The sequence below is a fragment of the Phenylobacterium sp. genome, assembly GCF_004799395.1.
Lineage (GTDB): Bacteria > Pseudomonadota > Alphaproteobacteria > Caulobacterales > Caulobacteraceae > Phenylobacterium.
Genome location: NZ_SSMZ01000200.1, coordinates 1 through 16,831 on the forward strand (window position 1 = coordinate 1; position 16,831 = coordinate 16,831).

A 16,831-nucleotide genomic window follows, 5' to 3' on the forward strand; every position below is an offset into this window, starting at 1 on the left:
CGCTGACTGCGGTCGTCACCGCGCCGAGGTCCTTGTAGGTGTCCGGAGTGACCTCCTGATAGACACTGATCGTTCCGTCGAGCCCGTTGGAGCTGAACACACGCTTGCGCTGGGGGTCGAAGGCGATGGCGTCGCTGCCTCGGCCAATGGCCAGCTCGGCCACCACCTTGCCGGAGCGCGCATCGACCACCATCAGCTTGGAATTGATGCAGCCCATGAAGACACGCTGGCTGACCGCGTCCACCGCCAGTCCGTGCGGACTGACACAGTCCGGCGTGGGCCACCGGGCGACGACCTGGTTCGTGCGCGCGTCGATCTTGAGGAGGTCCTTCTTCTCCTCACCCGCCACGTAGATCGTCCCGTGGCCGTCGCCAGCGGCGTACTCCATCTTCTCGCCCGCCTTGATGGTGGCGACGGCGAGGTCGGTCTTGGGGTCGATGACGGTGATCGCGCCCGGGTCGCCCTCAACGACGAAGACGTGGCCCGTGGCCTTATCGGTGGCGATGGCGTCGGCGTCCTTGTCGGCCGGAATCTGCTTGGTGATTTTCAGCGTCTTGAGGTCGAAGGCGACGGCCAGTCCGTCGCGGCCGTTGTCGGTGAAGCCCTGTCCGGTGGCGGCCGAGACGCCCGTGCCGTGGGTGCCGCCGGCGATGCCTTCCACCTGGCCCACCAGGGCGCCGGTCTTGGCGTCAACGACCGCCAGCTTGTCGCCATGGGCCACGAAGACGCGACCGGTCGTGGCGTCGAACACCACATAGTCCCACCGGTCTGGCGCGCCCAGCGGCACGCTCTTGGCCTCGGCGTAAGCCGGCGGCGGGGTCTGCGCGCCGGCGGCGCCCGCCATGAGGAGCGTCATGGCGGTGGCGACCCACGGGGTCGAAAGGCTGGAGCGCGGCATCGAGTATTCCTTTTTTGCTAGGCGGCGAGGCTATGAACGGCCCGCCGGCCGACCGCGCTGCTCGCCAGGGCGGGCGCGAGAAGAAAAAGCCAGCGCAAGTCGTGCGTCAGGCTGTGCGTGTGGATCTCGTAAGCCGGATGAAGGCCGCTCACGGTCTCAAAGCTGTTCACCGCCGCGACCACCACGCCCACCGCCAGTCCCGACACCAGGAACCGGCTTGGCCGAAGAAATCCCAGTCCGAGACCCAGCAGGCAGAGAATCGCCAGGGTGACGACGCTCTCGTCGGCGCTCCATTGGTAGAGCGTCAGGGCGGCTAGCGAGACGGCAAGGACGGCGGCGTAGGAAGGGTCCGCTTCGCCGGGCAGGACGAAGCTGGCCCTGAGCGCGCCGAAGGCCCAGCTCAGCTGGTCCTGCTCGCCCGCCAAGCTGGTGTGCTCGTTGAGCATGGCTTCTGCCCAGTCTGGATAGCGCCGACGCATGCGCTTCGCAGCGGCTTGCGCGCACAAGTTCCCCAGCCATCGCCGCAAGGCCGCCATCAGGCCGGGACCGCGGAGCCGACCGGCGACGCCGGCCACGCGTCCTCAAGCGCCAGCGACCGAGCGCAGGCCAGACCGGCCGCGGACAGCCGATACCCGTGGCGCGGCGGACGGCCCGGCTTGTCGGGTTCGATCCAGCGGGCCTCAAGCAGGCCGCGCTCGTGCAGCCTGATCAGCAAGGGGTATAGCGTGCCCGAACTCAGTTGCGCACCCTTGGTCAGTTCATAGCCATGGCGCCACTCGGTCGGGCGATCGAGCAGCGCGGCCAGCACGCTGCGGGTCTGTCGGGAGGGAGCTCGATTGCGAACCACGTCGTAAGTCTACATAAGTCGAATAAGTGTGCAACAGCAGCGTGAGCTCAATGGTATTGCCCATCATTCGTGTCGGTCTTGCGACGGTGTGCTCAGCCTTGCTCGCGGGCCAAGCCGTCGCCGGCCCTCCCTATCTCACCGACGATCCCCAGCCGACCGACGAGGGGCACTGGGAGATCTACAACTTCGCCACCGGCTCCCACGACCGGAGCGGGCTGGACGGTGAGGCCGGCCTTGATCTGAATTATGGCGGCGCCAAGGATCTCCAGCTCACCGCCGTCCTTCCGCTGGCCTTCGACAATCCGGAGGGCTCCTCCGGCGAGGGGTTTCGCGCCGGCGGGGGCGTCATCGAGCTGGCCGTGAAGTCCAAGATCGTCCACGCCGACGACGAGAGCTGGGTTCCCGACGTCAGCGTCTTCCCGCGCGTCTTCGTGCCCACCGATCATCGCTTTGGGACCGGCCACGTGAGCCTGTTTCTGCCGGTCTGGGCGGAAAAGGACTTCGGCCCCTGGCAGGTGTTCGGCGGCGGCGGCTACCAGATCAATCCAGGGGCCGACCAGCGGAACTTCTGGCAAGGCGGCATCGCCGCGAACCGGACCATCAGCAAGTCCCTGCAACTCGGCGCGGAAGTGTACGGCCAGACCCGCGACACTGTGGATGGACCGGGCTATGTCGCCTTGAATTTCGCCGCGACAATCAAGGTGACGGAGCACTGGTCCATTCTCGCTTCCGCCGGCCCCTCATGGGAGCAAGGCGGCGCGGACGGGCAGGTCTTCTACCTGGCGTTGAAGGCGGACTACTGATCGCAGAGCCCGCAGGCGGCGTCCCGCCCCCATTTTCGCAAGCTCGGAACGCCCGACGCCCTAGCCCTTGGCTGCGCCGGTGGCCGCCTGGGCCTGTTTGGCCGGCGTGGGCTTGGCTGGCGCGGCGGGCGCGAGGGCGGCCTTGGTGGGGCCGGTGGGCGCGGGGCGCGTCTTGAAGCGGTCCTTCATCTTGTCGACCCAGCCGGTGAAGGCCTCGTTGTCGGCGCTGACCCGGCCGAAGTCGGCGACGCTCAGACGATTGGTGGAGACCCCGGTCAGCGCGATGCGCAGCGCCTCCGGATTGTGGGCGGCATCGAAGAAGCCCTTGTACTGGCCCGAGAGCCGCGTCAGGGCGGCGTCATCCCCAGCCAGGCTGTAGGCGACACCGGCGCGCAGCAGCTTACCCTCGTCGTCGGCGGAGAGGGCCGTCGGATCCTTCCAGCGGGCGCCCAGCGCCTTTTCGAACTGCGGCCCGGCCTTGGCCCAATCCTTCTGCTTCCAGGTGATCTCGGCGCGGAGGTCCTGGCCCTCCTTGGTGGTGTCCTTCTCGATGATTTCCAGCGCGGTGTCGTATTTGCCGACACCCATCCAGGCGCGGGATTCGACCAACCGGCGCTCGGCGTTCAGCGCATTGGGCAGCACCGTGGTGCGCGAGCCGTTGATCGCCTGGATCGCCTGCTCGGGCTTCTTGTCCATCAGGTAGATGACCGCCAGATCCGTGGAGACCTGGGCCTTGGCCACGCCGTCGAGGCGGAAGTCGGCCTGGTATTTCAGAAGCTCTGCGGCCTGGTCCAGCAGGTCCACGTCCACCAGCCGGCGCACCAGCTTGCGCACCATCAGGTCGCCGTCGGCGCCTTCCGGGGCTAGCTCCTTGAAGTCATAGAAGAGGGCCAGCGCCTGCACCGGTTCCAGCCCGTCGGCGCTGCCGCTCAGGAACAGCGAGTTGAACGCCGCGTGCAGGTCGGACGAGAGCTGCAGCGCCTCGGGCAGATCCGGCAAACGGGTGCCCGCCGAGCGCAGCGCCTCCAGGGCTTCTCGATAGCGGCCCTGGCTCAGATAGAGCTGGCCGAGGGCGCGGATGGTCTCGAGTTCGGTGGCGTCGCCGCGCCAGCGGTAGCGCAGGCCGTCGAACACGGCGGCCGCCTGGACCGGCGTGGCCTTGCCCATCTCCAACTTGATCTGGGTGGCGCGCAGCAACGCCGGCGAGGACAGCGACTCCCGCGGCGCGCCGGCGATGGCCACGTACATCCTGAGCGCCCGGTCCTTGTGGCCTTCCTGCTCGATGATGCGGGCCTGGACCAGGCGGGTGGCCAGCTCCTCGTAGACGTCGGTCTTGTCGGCGAGCGCCAGGTGGATGCGCGCCTCTGCGCTGGGCAAATCCCCCTGCGCCAACGCCGCCTCGGCGTCGGCGCGGGCGAAGCGCGCGCGCCAGGTCGGCGAGAACATGCTGTAGGCCTCGGCGCCCCTGACGAACTGGGCGCGGGCTTCGGGCCACTGGGCCATCTTGCTGGCGATGTAGGACTTCCACAGCGCGCTCGAGTGGTCCTCGGCGAGGACCGGCGCGGAGAAATCGGCGTCGGCCTCCTTGTAGCGGCGAGACATCACGCGGGCGACGCCGCGCAGGCCGCGGAACTCCGGATTGTCGATCACCTGAGGGCTGGCGCGGGCGGTGTCGTTGAGCACCCCGATGGCCTCGAACGACAGCTCGGAGCCGACGAGGAAGCGGGCCAGCGCCATGCGCGCGCCCACCGGCGCGGCCTTGTCCTTGTTGGCCGACTCGACCGTCGCGGCGTCCAGCAGGTGGTGATAGCGGTCGAGGAAACCCTTCGGCCCGGTCTTGGCCCAGTCGGCGTCGATCAGGGCCGGCATGGTCGCCGGCTTCGGCGCGTCCACCGTCAGGCGGGCGTCTTCCTGGGTGGCGAAGCTGGGCGAGAGCGCCAGGCCGACCTTGCGGCCGATGTGGACGATGTCGCCGTCTCGCGCGACCTCCAGGTCGTCGATATGGCTCTCGATGGCCAGGCCCTGCACCGAGGGCAGGACCGCCATCTGCACATAGTCGCGGCGGCTGGGCAGTCCCTTGGCGGGACCGAGCGCGGTGACCACCTCCAAGGTGTCGCCGGCCTGCGGATCGGCCATCTGCACCACCCGGGTGGCCCCGGCCACAGCGGCCTTCAGCGTCGCGGGCCCTTCGGCCTCGTCGCGCACCACGCGAACGACGCTGGGCGGGCCCTCGTCGCCGGGCCCCAGCGCGATGGTCCAGGTGTTGCCGATGGACGAGGCGAACACCGGCACGCCATGCGCGGCCTCGATCCGCACCGCGGAATAGTCGCCGCCCTTCACGGACGAGATGGCGCTGTACTGGATCAACCCCCGAGGCGAATGGCCGACGTCGATGTTCGCGGCGGCGTCGAACACCACCCAGATCGCGTCGCCCCGGCGAAACACCGCGGCGCCGGCCGGATTGGCCCAGGTGAAGCTGAACTGCACCTGGGCGTTGTTGACGCTCGAGGCCATGCGCACGACGCCGCCGGCCGGGACCGGGTTGGGGCGCACCGGCTCGGGGAGCGCGGCCTTGGCTGCGGCAAGTTCCTCGGGCGTCGGCGGCGGCTTCTGGAAGACATTGACGAAGGTCGCGCCGTCGGCTGAGCCCACCTTGTAGTCGGCGTCATCGGTCAGGGTCAGCGACAGCTGCAGATGGCCGCCGACGTGCTTCTTCTCGGCGGTCTTGATCCACTTGGGCGGCGCGGTGTGCAACCGCGCGATGTCCGGGTCGGCGTCGCGCGGGAAGGTGAAGACCAGCACCTGGCCGGTCCTCTTGACCTGGGCGTCCGGCGCGCCGCGGAACTCGACTCGGGAGAATCCGTCGGCCTGGGCGACGCGCACGTCGATGGACGACGTCGCCGCGCCGGCGGGCGCGACGACGCTGGCGACGGCGATGGCCGCCACACCTGCGCGCAGGGTCTGGCGCAGGTTCATTCTGCTATCCGGCCTTGGCCGGTGGCGGCGCGGCGGGCGCGGCTGCGGCGGGCTTGTCAGCCGCCGGCTTATCAGCGGCGGCGGTGGCGTCATCGGGCGCCTTCTTGCGCGGCGCGGCCTTCTTGGCCGCCCGGGCCGGCTTGGCCTTCGCCGGAGGCTTGGCGTTGGGGTCGTCGGCGACCGCGGTCTTGGTGGCCGCGGCGTCGGCCTGGGCCGAGGCGTTCTGCGCCAGGGTCTGGGCGGCGGTGAAGCGGTGGGCCAGGGACTCAGTGAGCTTCTTGGCGTCCGTAGGCGCCATCAGGCCGACGATGGCGGAGAGCGCGCGCTCCTTCATCTTGGCGGCGATCGGCAGGCGCACGCCGTCGTCGAGGATGGCCATCCGCGCGGCCGCGTCCTTGGGCTTCATGCCCTCGTAGACCTTGACCAGGCGGTCGACCTCGGACTGCTCGCGGCCGTCGGCCTGGGCCAGCAGGCCCTGGATGTCGGACTTCAGCGCGGTCAGCACCTTGGTCTTGGCGTCGAGCTTGGTCTCGGCGGCGGCCAGCAGGGCGAGTTGCGTGGAGAGGTCTTCCTCGCGCTGGTCGAGCTGGCCACGGCGGGCGCCCAGGTTCTGCAGCACTTGCAGTTCGGCTGGCGAGAGGCCGGCTTCCTTGGCCAGTTCCGCGGCCGTGGGGGCGCAAACGGCCTTGGGCTGAATGGTCGGCGGCGGAAGGCCGGCCGTGGCTGCGGCGTCCTTGGCGTCGCCGGTAGGCGCGGCGGCGCCCGGGAGAGCGGGCGCAGCCGGGGTCGCGGCGGCCGCTGTGGCGTCAGCCGGCTTGGCGTCGGCAGATTTCTTGGCGGCGGCCTTCTTGGCCGGTTTGGCTGGCGCGGCGGCGTCCTCGGCCCAGGCCTTGGCGCCGGAGAGCAGGCCCGGCAGGTCTCGGGCGCCGGCCAGCGCGTTGATCGCCAGCACGCCGCCAAGCGCGATGCCGACCAGCGGCAGGATGCGGGGCATGGACTTCACCGGCGGACTCCACGGACGTCGTTCAGGGTCAGGGGCTCGTCGTCGAAGAGGTCATCCTCGGCGAGGCGCCGCGCGCGTGCGATCTGGCGCTCGACCATCGAGCGTTCGCTGGCCTCCCGCTCGGCGGCGGCGGCGCGCAGGGGGGGCATGGCGCGTTCCGGGCGCATCTCGCGCGCGGCGGCCAGCAGGGCGCCCAGGCGGCGCTCGGCCACCGGATCGTCCGGCGTCTGGACGGGCGGCGGCGCGCCGCGCTGCGGTACATTGGCGTGTTCGACCAGGCGCTCCAGCTTCATTGCGAGACTGCGGCCCTTGTCGATGCGGTCGGCCAGCAGGTCGACGGCCTCGTCAGTGGCGGCGCGCAGGTCGGCGAGGCCCTGTTCGGCGCGCAAGGCGGCGGCGTTCAGGTCGATGACCGCCGCGGCGAAGCCCTCGTGGCTGTCGCGCAGCGCCTTCAGCCGGCGGTTCAGACGCCAGCCCATCGTCAGCGCGGCCAGCAACAGCGCGGCCAGCAGCCCGTTCATGGCCAGACCGATCAAGCTCATGAGGTCCTCGTCACGGCTTGCCGCGCGTGGGGCGTCAGCGGCGCCTCCACGCGGACGGCGATGTGGGCGTTGCGGCGGCCCATGCGGCCGCGGGTGAGCGGGATGACGCCGGCGCGCAGCTCGATCAGGCTGTCGGGCGTGGCGTTCAGCATCAAGGTGTCGCCGACCTTCAGGTCGAGCACCTTCTTGAGGCCCATCTGCTGCTCGTCCAGGACGGCGCGGACCTCCATCTGGGTGGTCCACAGCTCAGTGGCCAAGTGGCCTTCCCAGATGTTGTCGCGACCGAATTTCTCGCCCATGAACTGCTGCAGCAGCATCTTGCGGATAGGTTCCAGCGTCGCGTAGGGCAACAGCAGTTCGATGCGCCCGCCGCGGTCTTCCATGTCGATCCGCAGCTTCACCAGGATCGCCGCATTGGCGGGACGCGCGATGGCGGCGAAGCGCGGGTTGGTTTCCAGGCGATCGAGGGTGAAGGTCACCGGGGTCAGGGGCTCGAAGGCCTCGCGGGCGTCGGCCAGCACCACCTCGACCATCCGCTGGACCAGCACGCGCTCGATGGTGGTGTAGGGCCGGCCCTCGATCCGCATGGCCGCGGTGCCGCGGCGGCCGCCGAGCAGCACGTCGACGATCGAATAGATCAGGTTGGAATCGACCGTCAGCAGACCGTAGTTGTTCAGCTCCTCGGCCCGGAACACCGACAGGATCGCCGGCAAGGGGATCGAGTTCAGGTAGTCGCCGAAGCGGATCGACGAGATGTTGTCCAGGCTCACTTCGACGTTGTCGGAGGTGAAGTTCCGCAAGCTTGTGGTCATCAACCGCACCAGGCGGTCGAAGACGATCTCCAGCATCGGCAGGCGCTCGTAGGAGACCAGCGCCGAGTTGATGATCGCGCGGATGCCGGTGCGCTCGCCGCCCTCTTCCTCGGAGAGATCGAAGCCCAGCAGGCTGTCGATCTCGTCCTGATTGAGGATGCGTTCCGACTGGGCGTCGCCGTCGTCGCCCCAACCGGGCGTGGCCTCGCTCTCGGCGCCGGCGGCGGCGTCCATCTCTTCAGCTTTGTCTTCGGGTTCGTCGGCCATGCGTCACTGTGATCGCGGGCGCCTTCGACAGGCGCGCTAGTTGATCAGCATCTCCTCGATCAGGACGGCGTTGGCCTTGGAGGGGGCGATCACCAGATTGACCCGGCGCAGGATTTCCATGCGCAGCTGGAAGGAGCCCTGTGACCCGGACAGGTCCTCGGGGCGCAGCTCGCGCAGGAAGGTCTGGAACATGTCCTGCAGCCTCGGCATGTTCGGCTCGAGCTCGTCGACCGTCGCCTGATCGGGCAGTTCCAGGGTCAGCTTCAGCTTCAGGAAGGTCGGCCGCCCATCCGCGGTCTGCATGTTCACGACGACATCGGGGATCGTGTAGAACAGCACCCCGTCGGGGCCTTCGCGGACCTGGGCGGCGGTCTTGTCGTCCTTCTTGTCCTTGTCGCCCTTCTTCTTGGCCGCAGGCTTCTTCTTGCCGTCCTTGCCGGCCGCCGCTTCGGGCTTGGGCTTCAGGAAAACGAAGTAGGCCGCTCCGCCGCCGCCGCCGAGCACGAGGACAAGCGCCGCCGCGCCGGCGATGAGCATCATCATCGGCAGCTTCTTCTTGGGCTTTGCGCCCTCGCCTTCTTCGCCTTCGGCGGCCTCCCCTTCGGGAGCCTCCTTGACCTTGTCTTCGGCCACGCGCGCGTTCCTTAGAAACCTACACGCTCCCTCATGCGGCCATGTTGGTTAACGCGCGGTTTTTAACGGACGTTAATGAGTGACAAGCCTGCCCGGCATTTTCCGCCGCCGCGCGCCCGTTAACTTTCTTATTTGTTGAATTTGTTCGGGTTTCAAATTGGCCCGAAGCTTGCAGCCCTGGTTCGTCGAAAGTGTCGCGTCCAACCCTGCAAGGATTCCATGGACAACGCCCAATACGTCGGACTGTCGAACCAGATGGTGCTCAAGCGCCAGCTGGACATCGTCGCCAACAACATCGCCAACGCCGACACCACCGGATTCAAGTTTGAATCCCTGATGACCAGGACGGTCCCCGGCGCGCCCGCCTTCACCCAGGGCGGTCCGAGGCCGGTGAAGTTCGTGGGCGCCGACGGCGTGGCCCGCGACTTCAGCCAGGGCGGCCTGCGCCGCACCGACGCCTCGCTCGACGTGGGCATCGAGGGCCAGGGCTTCCTGAAGGTGACCACCAAGGACGGCGACCGCTACACCCGCGACGGCCACCTTCGCACCGACTCAAGCGGCGTCATCACCACCCAGTCCGGCGATCCGGTCGCCGACGACGGCGGCGGCACGATCACCGTCGACCCGCAAAAGCCCGGCGAGATCACCATCACGCCCGACGGCGTGGTCAGCCAGGGCAAGGAGCGGATCGGCAAGCTCGGCGTCTACAAGTTCGACAGCCTGTCGGCGCTCGAGAAGACCGGCAACAACTACTACCAGAACTCGTCCAACCAGACCGCGGTGGCCGCTCCCGACGCCAAGCTGCGCCAGGGGATGCTGGAGAACTCCAACGTCAACCCGATCCTGCAGATCACCAAGATGATCGACGTCAGCCGGGCCTACGAATCTGTCTCCCAAATGATTTCTGCCGAAGCCGACCTGTCGCGCACCTCTGTGTCGCGGCTCGGCAAAGCGAACTAGTGAGGATCTGAGCCATGCAAGCTCTTCGGACCGCCGCGACCGGGATGGCCGCGCAGGACCTCAACGTCGAGGTCATCTCCAACAACATCGCGAACATGAACACGGTCGGCTACAAGAAGCAGCGCGCCGAGTTCCAGGACCTGCTCTACCAGACCCTGGAGACGGCCGGGGCGCAGTCCTCCGACCAGGGCACCATCGTCCCGACCGGCATCCAGGTGGGCGCCGGCGTCAAGACGGGCTCGGTCTACCGGATCGGCACCCAGGGGGCGCTGACCCAGACCGGCAACCAGTACGACCTGGCGATCAACGGCCGCGGCTTCTTCCAGGTGCTGACGCCCACCGGCGACATCGCCTACACCCGGGCCGGCAACTTCTCGGTCAACGACCAGGGCCAGCTCGTCACCCAGGACGGCTACCAGGTGCAGCCGGCGATCTCGATCCCGCAGACTGCGACGGCGGTCACCATCTCGGCGTCGGGCCAGGTGCAGGTGACCCAGCCGGGCACGCCGACCCCGACGGTGGTCGGCCAGCTTGAGCTCGCCAGCTTCATGAACGAGGGCGGCCTGTCCGCCCAGGGCGCCAACCTCTTCCTCGAGACCGGCGCCTCCGGCGCTCCGGTCACCGGCGTTCCCGGCGTCCAGGGGCTGGGCACCCTGACCCAGGGCTACACTGAGGCCTCCAACGTCGACCCGGTGACGGAGATCACCTCCCTGATCGTCGCCCAGCGCGCCTACGAGATGAACTCCAAGGTCATCTCCACCGCCGACAACATGCTCGGCGTCACCAACCAGATGAAGTCCTAGGGGCATGCGTTTCGCCCTGACCCTACTCGCCGCCGCAGCGCTGGCCGGCCCGGCCTTCGCCGGCCAGGCTGTCAGCCTGCGGGCCGACACCGCCAGCAGCGACGCCACCGTCACCCTGGGCGACCTGTTCGAAGGCGCCGGCGCCGCCGCCCGGATCGGCGTGGCCCAACGCAACGGCCAGACGGTTGTGCTCGATGCAGTCGCCGTCCAGGCCGCCGCCCGCCGCGCGGGTCTCGAGTGGGACAATCCGGGCGGCCTGCGCAAGATCGTAGTGCACGCCGGCGTCTCCAGCAGCTCCAGCAGCTCCAGCCCCTCGGGCCTGGGCCGCTCCGACGGCCCCACCAGCGTCGTGCGCGGCAATGTCGAGGTCCTGACCTACACCCGCAGCCTGAACGCCGGCGAAATCGTGCAGCCCACCGACCTGGCCTGGGTCAAGGTCGCCGCCGCCGCCGCGGACAGCCCCTCCGACGCCGCGTCCGTCATCGGCCAGGTCGCCAAGCGGCCGGTCCGCTCCGGCGCCGTGGTGCTGGCCCGCGACATAGGGGCCGCCGCCGTCATCAAGGCTGGCGACGTCATCACCGTCACCTTCGAGGCCGACGGCATCTCGCTCTCGCTCGAGGGCAAGGCGCTGGCGACCGCCGGCGTCGGCGAGTCCCTGCCCGTGCTCAACCCCCAGTCCAAGAAGACGCTCCAGGCGATGGTGACCGGACCCGGCCAGGCCGTGGTGGGCCCGGCCGCCCAGGACATCAAGACCGCCCGCTCACTCCGCTACGCCGCCCGTTAAGAGGAATCCGCTCCATGCGCACCCGTTTCGCCACCGCCGCCGCCCTGCTCGTGCTCGCCCCCCTGGGCGCCTGTTCCAGCATCAAGGAGGCCGTGAAGGGCCCCGAACTGGCCCCGGTGGGTTATCCCGCCGCTCTGGCGCCGCTGGATCAGAAAATCATCGCCCAGGCCAACGCCCCGGTTCCGGCGACCGCCAACTCCCTGTGGCGGAATGGCGCGCGGACCTTCTTCAACGACCAGCGCGCGGCCAAGGTCGGCGACATCCTCACCGTGCTGATCAACATCAACGACTCCGCCAAGACCAGCAACGAGACGACCGCCGGGCGCACCTCGAGCACCACCGCCGGCATCCCGAACCTGCTGGGCCTGGAATCGACGCTGGGGAAAATTCTGCCCAGCGCCTTCAATCCGGCCACCGCGATCTCGACCAACTCGAAGACCAGCAACGATGGCGTCGGCGCGGTGAATCGTCAGGAGCAGATCAGCCTGACCATCGCTGCGGTGGTCTCCGCGGTGCTGCCCAACGGCAACCTGGTGATCCAGGGCACCCAGGAAGTGAAGACCAACACCGACGTGCGCCAGCTGACCGTCGCCGGCATCGTGCGGCCGGAGGACATCTCCGCCAACAACACCATCCTGCACACCCAGATCGCCGAGGCGCGGATCAACTACGGCGGCCGCGGCGACATCGCCCGCGTCCAGAAGACCCCGGCCGGCCAGTCGCTGTTCGAGAAGTTCTGGCCCTTCTAAGGCGCTGGAGATCCAACCGATGCGCGGCTCAATGGCATGGCTCGCGGTCGCGGTCGCGCTCACGGTCGCGCTCGGCGGCTGCGCCACGCACCGCGAACGCATGTCCTGGTTCTTCAGCGAGGACCGCCAGGAGGGCGCCAAGCTCGTCCTGGGGGTCCCCGATACGGACCACCTTCACCTGATGGCCCTATGCCAGCCGCACTCGGGCGAGGTACGCCTGATGATCGTCGGGCGGCAGGGCGATCCGGCCGTCGTGGAGCTGCATTCCGGGAAACTCTGGAAGCGCTACGAGGGCGCGGGGCGCGGAGACGATGAAAGCCTCGGCGCCCTAGACATCCAGTTCCAGCTCCGCGCCGACGATCCGGTGCTGGCGCGGGTGGCCGACACGGGCGAACTGGCGGTTGTTCTGGGTAGGAGGCGGATGATCCTGCCGAACAGCTTCGCGCAGGCCCACGACTTCATCGCGGCCTGCCGGCCGTAGGGCCGCGCGTTTGACAGCTTGGAGTACCGGCATAGTTTCCTGTGGCCCAGGACGGGTCGGGGGACTGCAGAGATGCGCTGGAGCTTTGCTGCGTTCGTGCTTGTTGGACTCACCCTGGCGCTCGGCGCGCCGGCGCGCGCCGAGCCGCTGAAGGTCGTCTCTGACAATCCGCCGGTGCAGCCCGGCTACAGCCGCTTCGTGCTGCATTCCGACCGGATCGGCCGCGATTTCACGGTGACGGTGAACACGCCTGGGGCGATCGCCTTCCTGCCGGGACAGAAGCTGCCGGCCATCTATGCCCTGGATAGCGGCTATGGCCTGGCAGGTCCGCAGGGCGTGGTGCTCAGCAACACCGGGGCGATGGAGCCGGCGATCATCGTCAGCGTCGGCTACCTGCCGGGGCAGGCGCTGTTCCGCAACACCGACCTGCTGCACAACAAGGTAACCGACCACGGCGCGACTTACGGCGGCGGCGGCGCGGCCTTCGAGGCCTTCCTGCTGGAGGACCTGAAGCCGTTCATCGAGGCGAAATTCCCCGCCGATCCGGCGCGCTCGGTGCTGTTCGGCCACTCGTTCGGAGGCCTGTTCGCCGCCAACGTCTTCGCCGACAAGCCGGACGCCTTCTACGGCTACATCATCGGCAGCGCCTCGGCCTGGGCCGACCCGGCCCTGATCGCCCGCGTGGCCGCCGCCGCGCCCAAGGCCCACGGCCAGCGCGTCTACCTGACCGTCGGCGAGAAGGAGGGCGCGGGCAAGCCGGGCGGCGGATCCACCATGACCGACGGCTACAATGGCCTGCTGAAGGCGCTGAAAGGCCAGCCGGGCGTGATCCTGAAGGCCCAAATCTACAAGAGCGAGACCCACCTCTCCTACTACCCGCGGCTGGTGACGGACGGCTTCCCGCATGTGCTGCCGCCGGGCGCGCCGCTCGGCGCCTACCAGGCCAGGCTGCCCGACGCGACCATGGCGAAATACGTCGGCGACTATCGCCTGCCCGATGGTCGGCCGTTCTCGATCACAACCGACAAGGAGGGGGGCCTGTACGGCCACGTGGCAGGATTTCCGCCGATCGGTCTGCTGCAGAACGGCCCCGATCGCTTCTTCACGCCGACCGTGGACGCCAACATCACCTTCGATGCGACGGGCGCGACCTTGGCCGGCGTCGATGGCGGGACGATGCGAGCCGAGCGCGAGAAGGCGAAGCCCTAAGCGCGCCAGCCCTTGGCGATGGCGTTGTCCATGCCCAGAGCCCCCAGCGCCGCGCGGACGATGCCCTCGGCGTCGAGGCCAGCCTGGGCGTACATGACCTCGGGCTTGTCCTGGTCCTGGAAGATGTCGGGCAGAACCAGGGGGCGAACCTTCAAGCCACGGTCGAGCGCGCCGTGCTCGGCCAATGTCTGCAGGACGAAGGCGCCGAAGCCGCCCACCGCGCCCTCTTCCACCGTGATCAGCGCCTCGTGCTCGCGGGCCAGCCGCAGCAGCAGCTGGACATCGAGGGGCTTTGCGAAGCGGGCGTCGGCCACGGTCGCGGAGAGGCCCCGCGCGGCCAGCATGTCGGCGGCCTTCAGGGCTTCGGCCAGCCGCGTGCCAAACGACAGGATGGCCACCGCAGTCCCCTCGCGCAGGATGCGGCCCTTGCCGATCTCATAGGGTTCGGCCAGCGCCGGGATTTCGACGCCGGTGCCCTCGCCGCGCGGATAACGGAAGGCCGACGGGCGGTCGTCGATCTCGACCGCCGTGGCCACGGCGCGGGCCAGCTCGGCCTCGTCGGCCGGGCCCATCAGCACCATGCCCGGCAGCGCGCCCATGAAACCGATGTCGAAGGACCCGGCGTGCGTTGGCCCGTCGGCGCCCACCAGCCCCGCGCGGTCCATGGCGAAGCGCACCGGCAGGCGCTGGATCGCCACGTCGTGGACCACCTGGTCGTAGCCGCGCTGCAGGAACGTCGAATAGATCGTCGCGAACGGTTTCATGCCGTCGGCGGCCATGCCCGCGGCGAAGGTCACCGCGTGCTGCTCGGCGATGCCGACGTCGTAGGTCCGCTCCGGGAAGCGCTGCTGGAAGAGGTCGAGGCCGGTGCCGGAGGGCATGGCCGCGGTGATCGCCACGATCTTCGGGTCGATCTCGGCGCGCTTGATCAGCTCCTGGGCGAAGACCTTCGTGTAGCTCGGCGCGGTCGCCTGGGCCTTGGCTTGCTGGCCGGTCACCACGTCGAACTTGACCACGGCATGCAGCTTGTCGGCCGAGCTCTCTGCCGGCGCGTAGCCCTTGCCCTTCTGGGTGACCACGTGGACCAGGACCGGACGGTCGGTGATATCGCGGGCGTTCTTCAGCACGTGGACCAGGGCGTCCATGTCGTGGCCGTCGATCGGGCCCACGTAGTAGAAGCCCAGCTCTTCAAAGAGGGTGCCGCCGGTCACCATGCCGCGGGCGTATTCCTCGGCCTTGCGGGCGGCCTCGCGCATGGGTCTTGGCAGGGCTTTGGCCACGGTCTTGCCGACCTTGCGCAGCGACTGATAGCCGCCGCCGGAGACCAGACGGGCCATGTAGGCGCTCATCCCCCCCACCGGCGGGGCGATCGACATGTCGTTGTCGTTGAGGATGACGGTCAGCTGCTGGGTGGTCTCGCAGGCCTGGTTCATCGCCTCATAAGCCATGCCGGCGCTCATCGAGCCGTCGCCGATCACGGCCACGACGCGGTTGTCCTCGCCTTTCCGGTCGCGGGCCGCCGCAAAGCCGAGCGCCGCTGAAATCGAGGTCGCCGCGTGCGCGGCGCCGAACGGGTCGTAGGGACTTTCCGCGCGCTTGGTGAAGCCGGACAGGCCGCCGCCCTGGCGCAGGGTGCGGATGCGGTCGCGCCGGCCGGTGAGGATCTTGTGCGGATAGGCCTGGTGCCCGACGTCCCAGATCAGGATGTCCTTGGGCGTCTCATAGACATGGTGCAGGGCCACGGTGAGTTCGACCACACCCAGGCCCGCGCCCAGGTGACCGCCCGTCTGCGAGACCGCGTCGATGGTCTCGACCCGCAGTTCATCGGCCAGTTGTCTGAGCTCGGCGATCGATAGTCCCCGCGTGTCGGCGGGCGATTTGACGGTGTCGAGCAGAGGCGTGGAGGGCATGGGCAAAGCGGACCGCGGACGGGAACTAGTTTCGGCGCTCTAACACGAAATCGACGCTCGCCCGCAGGAAATCGGCCGCTACGCCAAAGGACTCCAGATGCGCCTTTGTCTGGTCAGTGAGCAGGGTCAGACGCTCGCGCGACGCCGCGACGCCGAGCAGGGTGACGAAGTTGGCCTTACCCTTGCCCGCGTCCTTGCCCACCGCCTTGCCGAGCGTCTCCGCGTCGCCCTCGGCGTCCAGCAGGTCGTCGACGATCTGGTAGGCCAGGCCGAGGTCGTGAGCGAAGGCCATCAGGGCGTGGCGCTCCGAATCCTTGGCCCGCGCCAGCACCAGCGGCAGCTCGAAGGCGCAGGCGATCAGCGCGCCGGTCTTCAACCGTTGCATCCGCGCCACGCCGCCCAGGTCATCGCGCACCCCAAGGATGTCGATCATCTGGCCGCCGGCCATGCCCTTGGCGCCCGACGCCTGGGCGAGTCGCATGACCAGCTCGGCGCGAACCGACCCGTCCGGATGCGTGTCGGGGTGGGCCAGGATCTCGAAGGCCGCGGTCTGCAGCGCATCGCCAGCCAGGATGGCGGTCGCTTCATCATAAGCCTTGTGCAGGCTGGGCCGGCCGCGGCGCATGTCGTCGTCGTCCATGCTGGGCAGGTCGTCGTGGATCAGGCTGTAGGCGTGGATGCACTCCAGCGCGCAGGCCGCGCGCAAAGCCGAACGCTCCGCCACGTCGAACATCTTGCTGGTCTCGATGGCGAAATAGGCCCGCAGACGCTTGCCGGGCCCGAGCGCCGAGTAGCGCATGGCCTCGGTGAGTTGAGCCTCCGGGCCTTCGGCGCGCGGCAGCAGCTCATCGAGCGCCACCGTCACCAGGTCGGCCGCCTCGGCCACGCGCTGGGCGAGGGATTGGCCCATCAGCTGAACTCAGCGGGTTCGACTCCCGGCGCTCCGCCTGCGCCCACGACGATCTTCTCCACGCGCAGACGCGCAGCCTCAAGCCGGGTCTCGCAATGGGCCTTGAGCGCCGCACCCCGTTCATACATGGCGATCGAGGCCTCCAGCGGCGCCTGGCCGCTCTCCAGCCGTGCGACGATCTGCTCGAGCTCGGCCAGGGCCTGTTCGAAGCTGAGGGTGGCGATGTCGGCAGGTTCGGACATGG

General features: G+C 68.9%; 18 protein-coding genes. 7 read left to right on the top strand and 11 right to left on the bottom strand.

Annotated elements, in window-relative coordinates:
- The 3 genes from E8A12_RS12895 to E8A12_RS12905 all read right to left on the bottom strand — a co-directional run.
- On the bottom strand, positions 1-898 hold an 898-nt coding region (locus E8A12_RS12895), incomplete at its 3' end, for a DUF5074 domain-containing protein (protein WP_293369320.1).
- A gap of 17 nt (positions 899-915) precedes the next feature.
- Positions 916-1,344, bottom strand: coding sequence for a hypothetical protein (locus E8A12_RS12900; RefSeq protein ID WP_293369321.1), 429 nt, complete (start codon positions 1,342-1,344; stop codon positions 916-918).
- 89 nt (positions 1,345-1,433) lie between these two features.
- Positions 1,434-1,706, bottom strand: coding sequence for a PadR family transcriptional regulator (locus E8A12_RS12905; RefSeq protein WP_293369322.1), 273 nt, complete (start codon positions 1,704-1,706; stop codon positions 1,434-1,436).
- A 137-nt stretch (positions 1,707-1,843) separates the two neighbouring features.
- Here E8A12_RS12905 and E8A12_RS12910 point away from each other — a divergent pair, with 137 nt between their 5' ends.
- A complete protein-coding gene (locus tag E8A12_RS12910; protein ID WP_293369323.1) occupies positions 1,844-2,548 on the top strand; it encodes a hypothetical protein in 705 nt (234 codons plus the stop codon).
- Between the two features lie 60 nt (positions 2,549-2,608).
- Here the strand turns inward: E8A12_RS12910 and E8A12_RS12915 are convergent, their stop codons facing one another.
- Genes E8A12_RS12915 through E8A12_RS12935 form a run of 5 tightly spaced genes read right to left on the bottom strand, consistent with a single transcriptional unit; the run spans position 2,609 to position 8,781 of the window.
- Entirely contained in the window at positions 2,609-5,524 is a 2,916-nt protein-coding gene (locus E8A12_RS12915) for a tetratricopeptide repeat protein (RefSeq protein ID WP_293369324.1), read from the bottom strand.
- 4 nt (positions 5,525-5,528) lie between these two features.
- Positions 5,529-6,518 carry a MotE family protein gene (locus tag E8A12_RS12920; protein ID WP_363212106.1) on the bottom strand — a complete coding sequence of 330 codons (990 nt, stop codon included), beginning with the start codon at positions 6,516-6,518 and terminating at the stop codon, positions 5,529-5,531.
- A 5-nt stretch (positions 6,519-6,523) separates the two neighbouring features.
- Positions 6,524-7,069 carry a DUF6468 domain-containing protein gene (locus E8A12_RS12925; protein ID WP_293369326.1) on the bottom strand — a complete coding sequence of 182 codons (546 nt, stop codon included), beginning with the start codon at positions 7,067-7,069 and terminating at the stop codon, positions 6,524-6,526.
- Positions 7,066-8,148 carry a flagellar motor switch protein FliM gene (fliM, locus tag E8A12_RS12930; protein WP_293369327.1) on the bottom strand — a complete coding sequence of 361 codons (1,083 nt, stop codon included), beginning with the start codon at positions 8,146-8,148 and terminating at the stop codon, positions 7,066-7,068. Before fliM ends, E8A12_RS12925 begins: the two co-directional genes overlap by 4 nt.
- A gap of 36 nt (positions 8,149-8,184) precedes the next feature.
- Positions 8,185-8,781: a flagellar basal body-associated FliL family protein gene (locus E8A12_RS12935; RefSeq protein WP_293369328.1), complete on the bottom strand. Its 597-nt coding sequence runs from the start codon at positions 8,779-8,781 to the stop codon at positions 8,185-8,187.
- Between the two features lie 219 nt (positions 8,782-9,000).
- Here E8A12_RS12935 and flgF point away from each other — a divergent pair, with 219 nt between their 5' ends.
- The 6 genes from flgF (at position 9,001) to E8A12_RS12965 (ending at position 13,767) form a co-directional block, all read left to right on the top strand.
- Positions 9,001-9,741 (top strand): flagellar basal-body rod protein FlgF, encoded by a 741-nt coding sequence (gene flgF / locus E8A12_RS12940; protein WP_293369329.1) that lies wholly within the window; start codon positions 9,001-9,003, stop codon positions 9,739-9,741.
- Positions 9,742-9,755: 14 nt separating this feature from the next.
- Positions 9,756-10,544 carry a flagellar basal-body rod protein FlgG gene (gene flgG, locus E8A12_RS12945; protein WP_293369330.1) on the top strand — a complete coding sequence of 263 codons (789 nt, stop codon included), beginning with the start codon at positions 9,756-9,758 and terminating at the stop codon, positions 10,542-10,544.
- A gap of 4 nt (positions 10,545-10,548) precedes the next feature.
- Entirely contained in the window at positions 10,549-11,328 is a 780-nt protein-coding gene (flgA, locus tag E8A12_RS12950; protein WP_293369331.1) for a flagellar basal body P-ring formation chaperone FlgA, read from the top strand.
- A gap of 14 nt (positions 11,329-11,342) precedes the next feature.
- Positions 11,343-12,077, top strand: coding sequence for a flagellar basal body L-ring protein FlgH (gene flgH / locus E8A12_RS12955; protein WP_293369332.1), 735 nt, complete (start codon positions 11,343-11,345; stop codon positions 12,075-12,077).
- A gap of 19 nt (positions 12,078-12,096) precedes the next feature.
- Positions 12,097-12,558 carry a hypothetical protein gene (locus E8A12_RS12960; protein WP_293369333.1) on the top strand — a complete coding sequence of 154 codons (462 nt, stop codon included), beginning with the start codon at positions 12,097-12,099 and terminating at the stop codon, positions 12,556-12,558.
- A gap of 96 nt (positions 12,559-12,654) precedes the next feature.
- Entirely contained in the window at positions 12,655-13,767 is a 1,113-nt protein-coding gene (locus E8A12_RS12965; protein ID WP_293369334.1) for an alpha/beta hydrolase-fold protein, read from the top strand.
- On the opposite strand, the gene dxs is transcribed toward E8A12_RS12965, so the two are convergent.
- From dxs to E8A12_RS12980, 3 genes are read right to left on the bottom strand one after another with little or no spacing between them, the layout of a single operon-like run.
- Entirely contained in the window at positions 13,764-15,677 is a 1,914-nt protein-coding gene (gene dxs, locus E8A12_RS12970) for a 1-deoxy-D-xylulose-5-phosphate synthase (protein WP_293369335.1), read from the bottom strand. The genes E8A12_RS12965 and dxs overlap by 4 nt on opposite strands.
- Before the next feature lie 25 nt (positions 15,678-15,702).
- Positions 15,703-16,587, bottom strand: coding sequence for a polyprenyl synthetase family protein (locus tag E8A12_RS12975; protein WP_293369337.1), 885 nt, complete (start codon positions 16,585-16,587; stop codon positions 15,703-15,705).
- Positions 16,587-16,829: an exodeoxyribonuclease VII small subunit gene (locus E8A12_RS12980; RefSeq protein WP_293369339.1), complete on the bottom strand. Its 243-nt coding sequence runs from the start codon at positions 16,827-16,829 to the stop codon at positions 16,587-16,589. The genes E8A12_RS12975 and E8A12_RS12980 overlap by 1 nt, the downstream gene beginning before the upstream one ends.
- Positions 16,830-16,831: the final 2 nt, after the last annotated feature.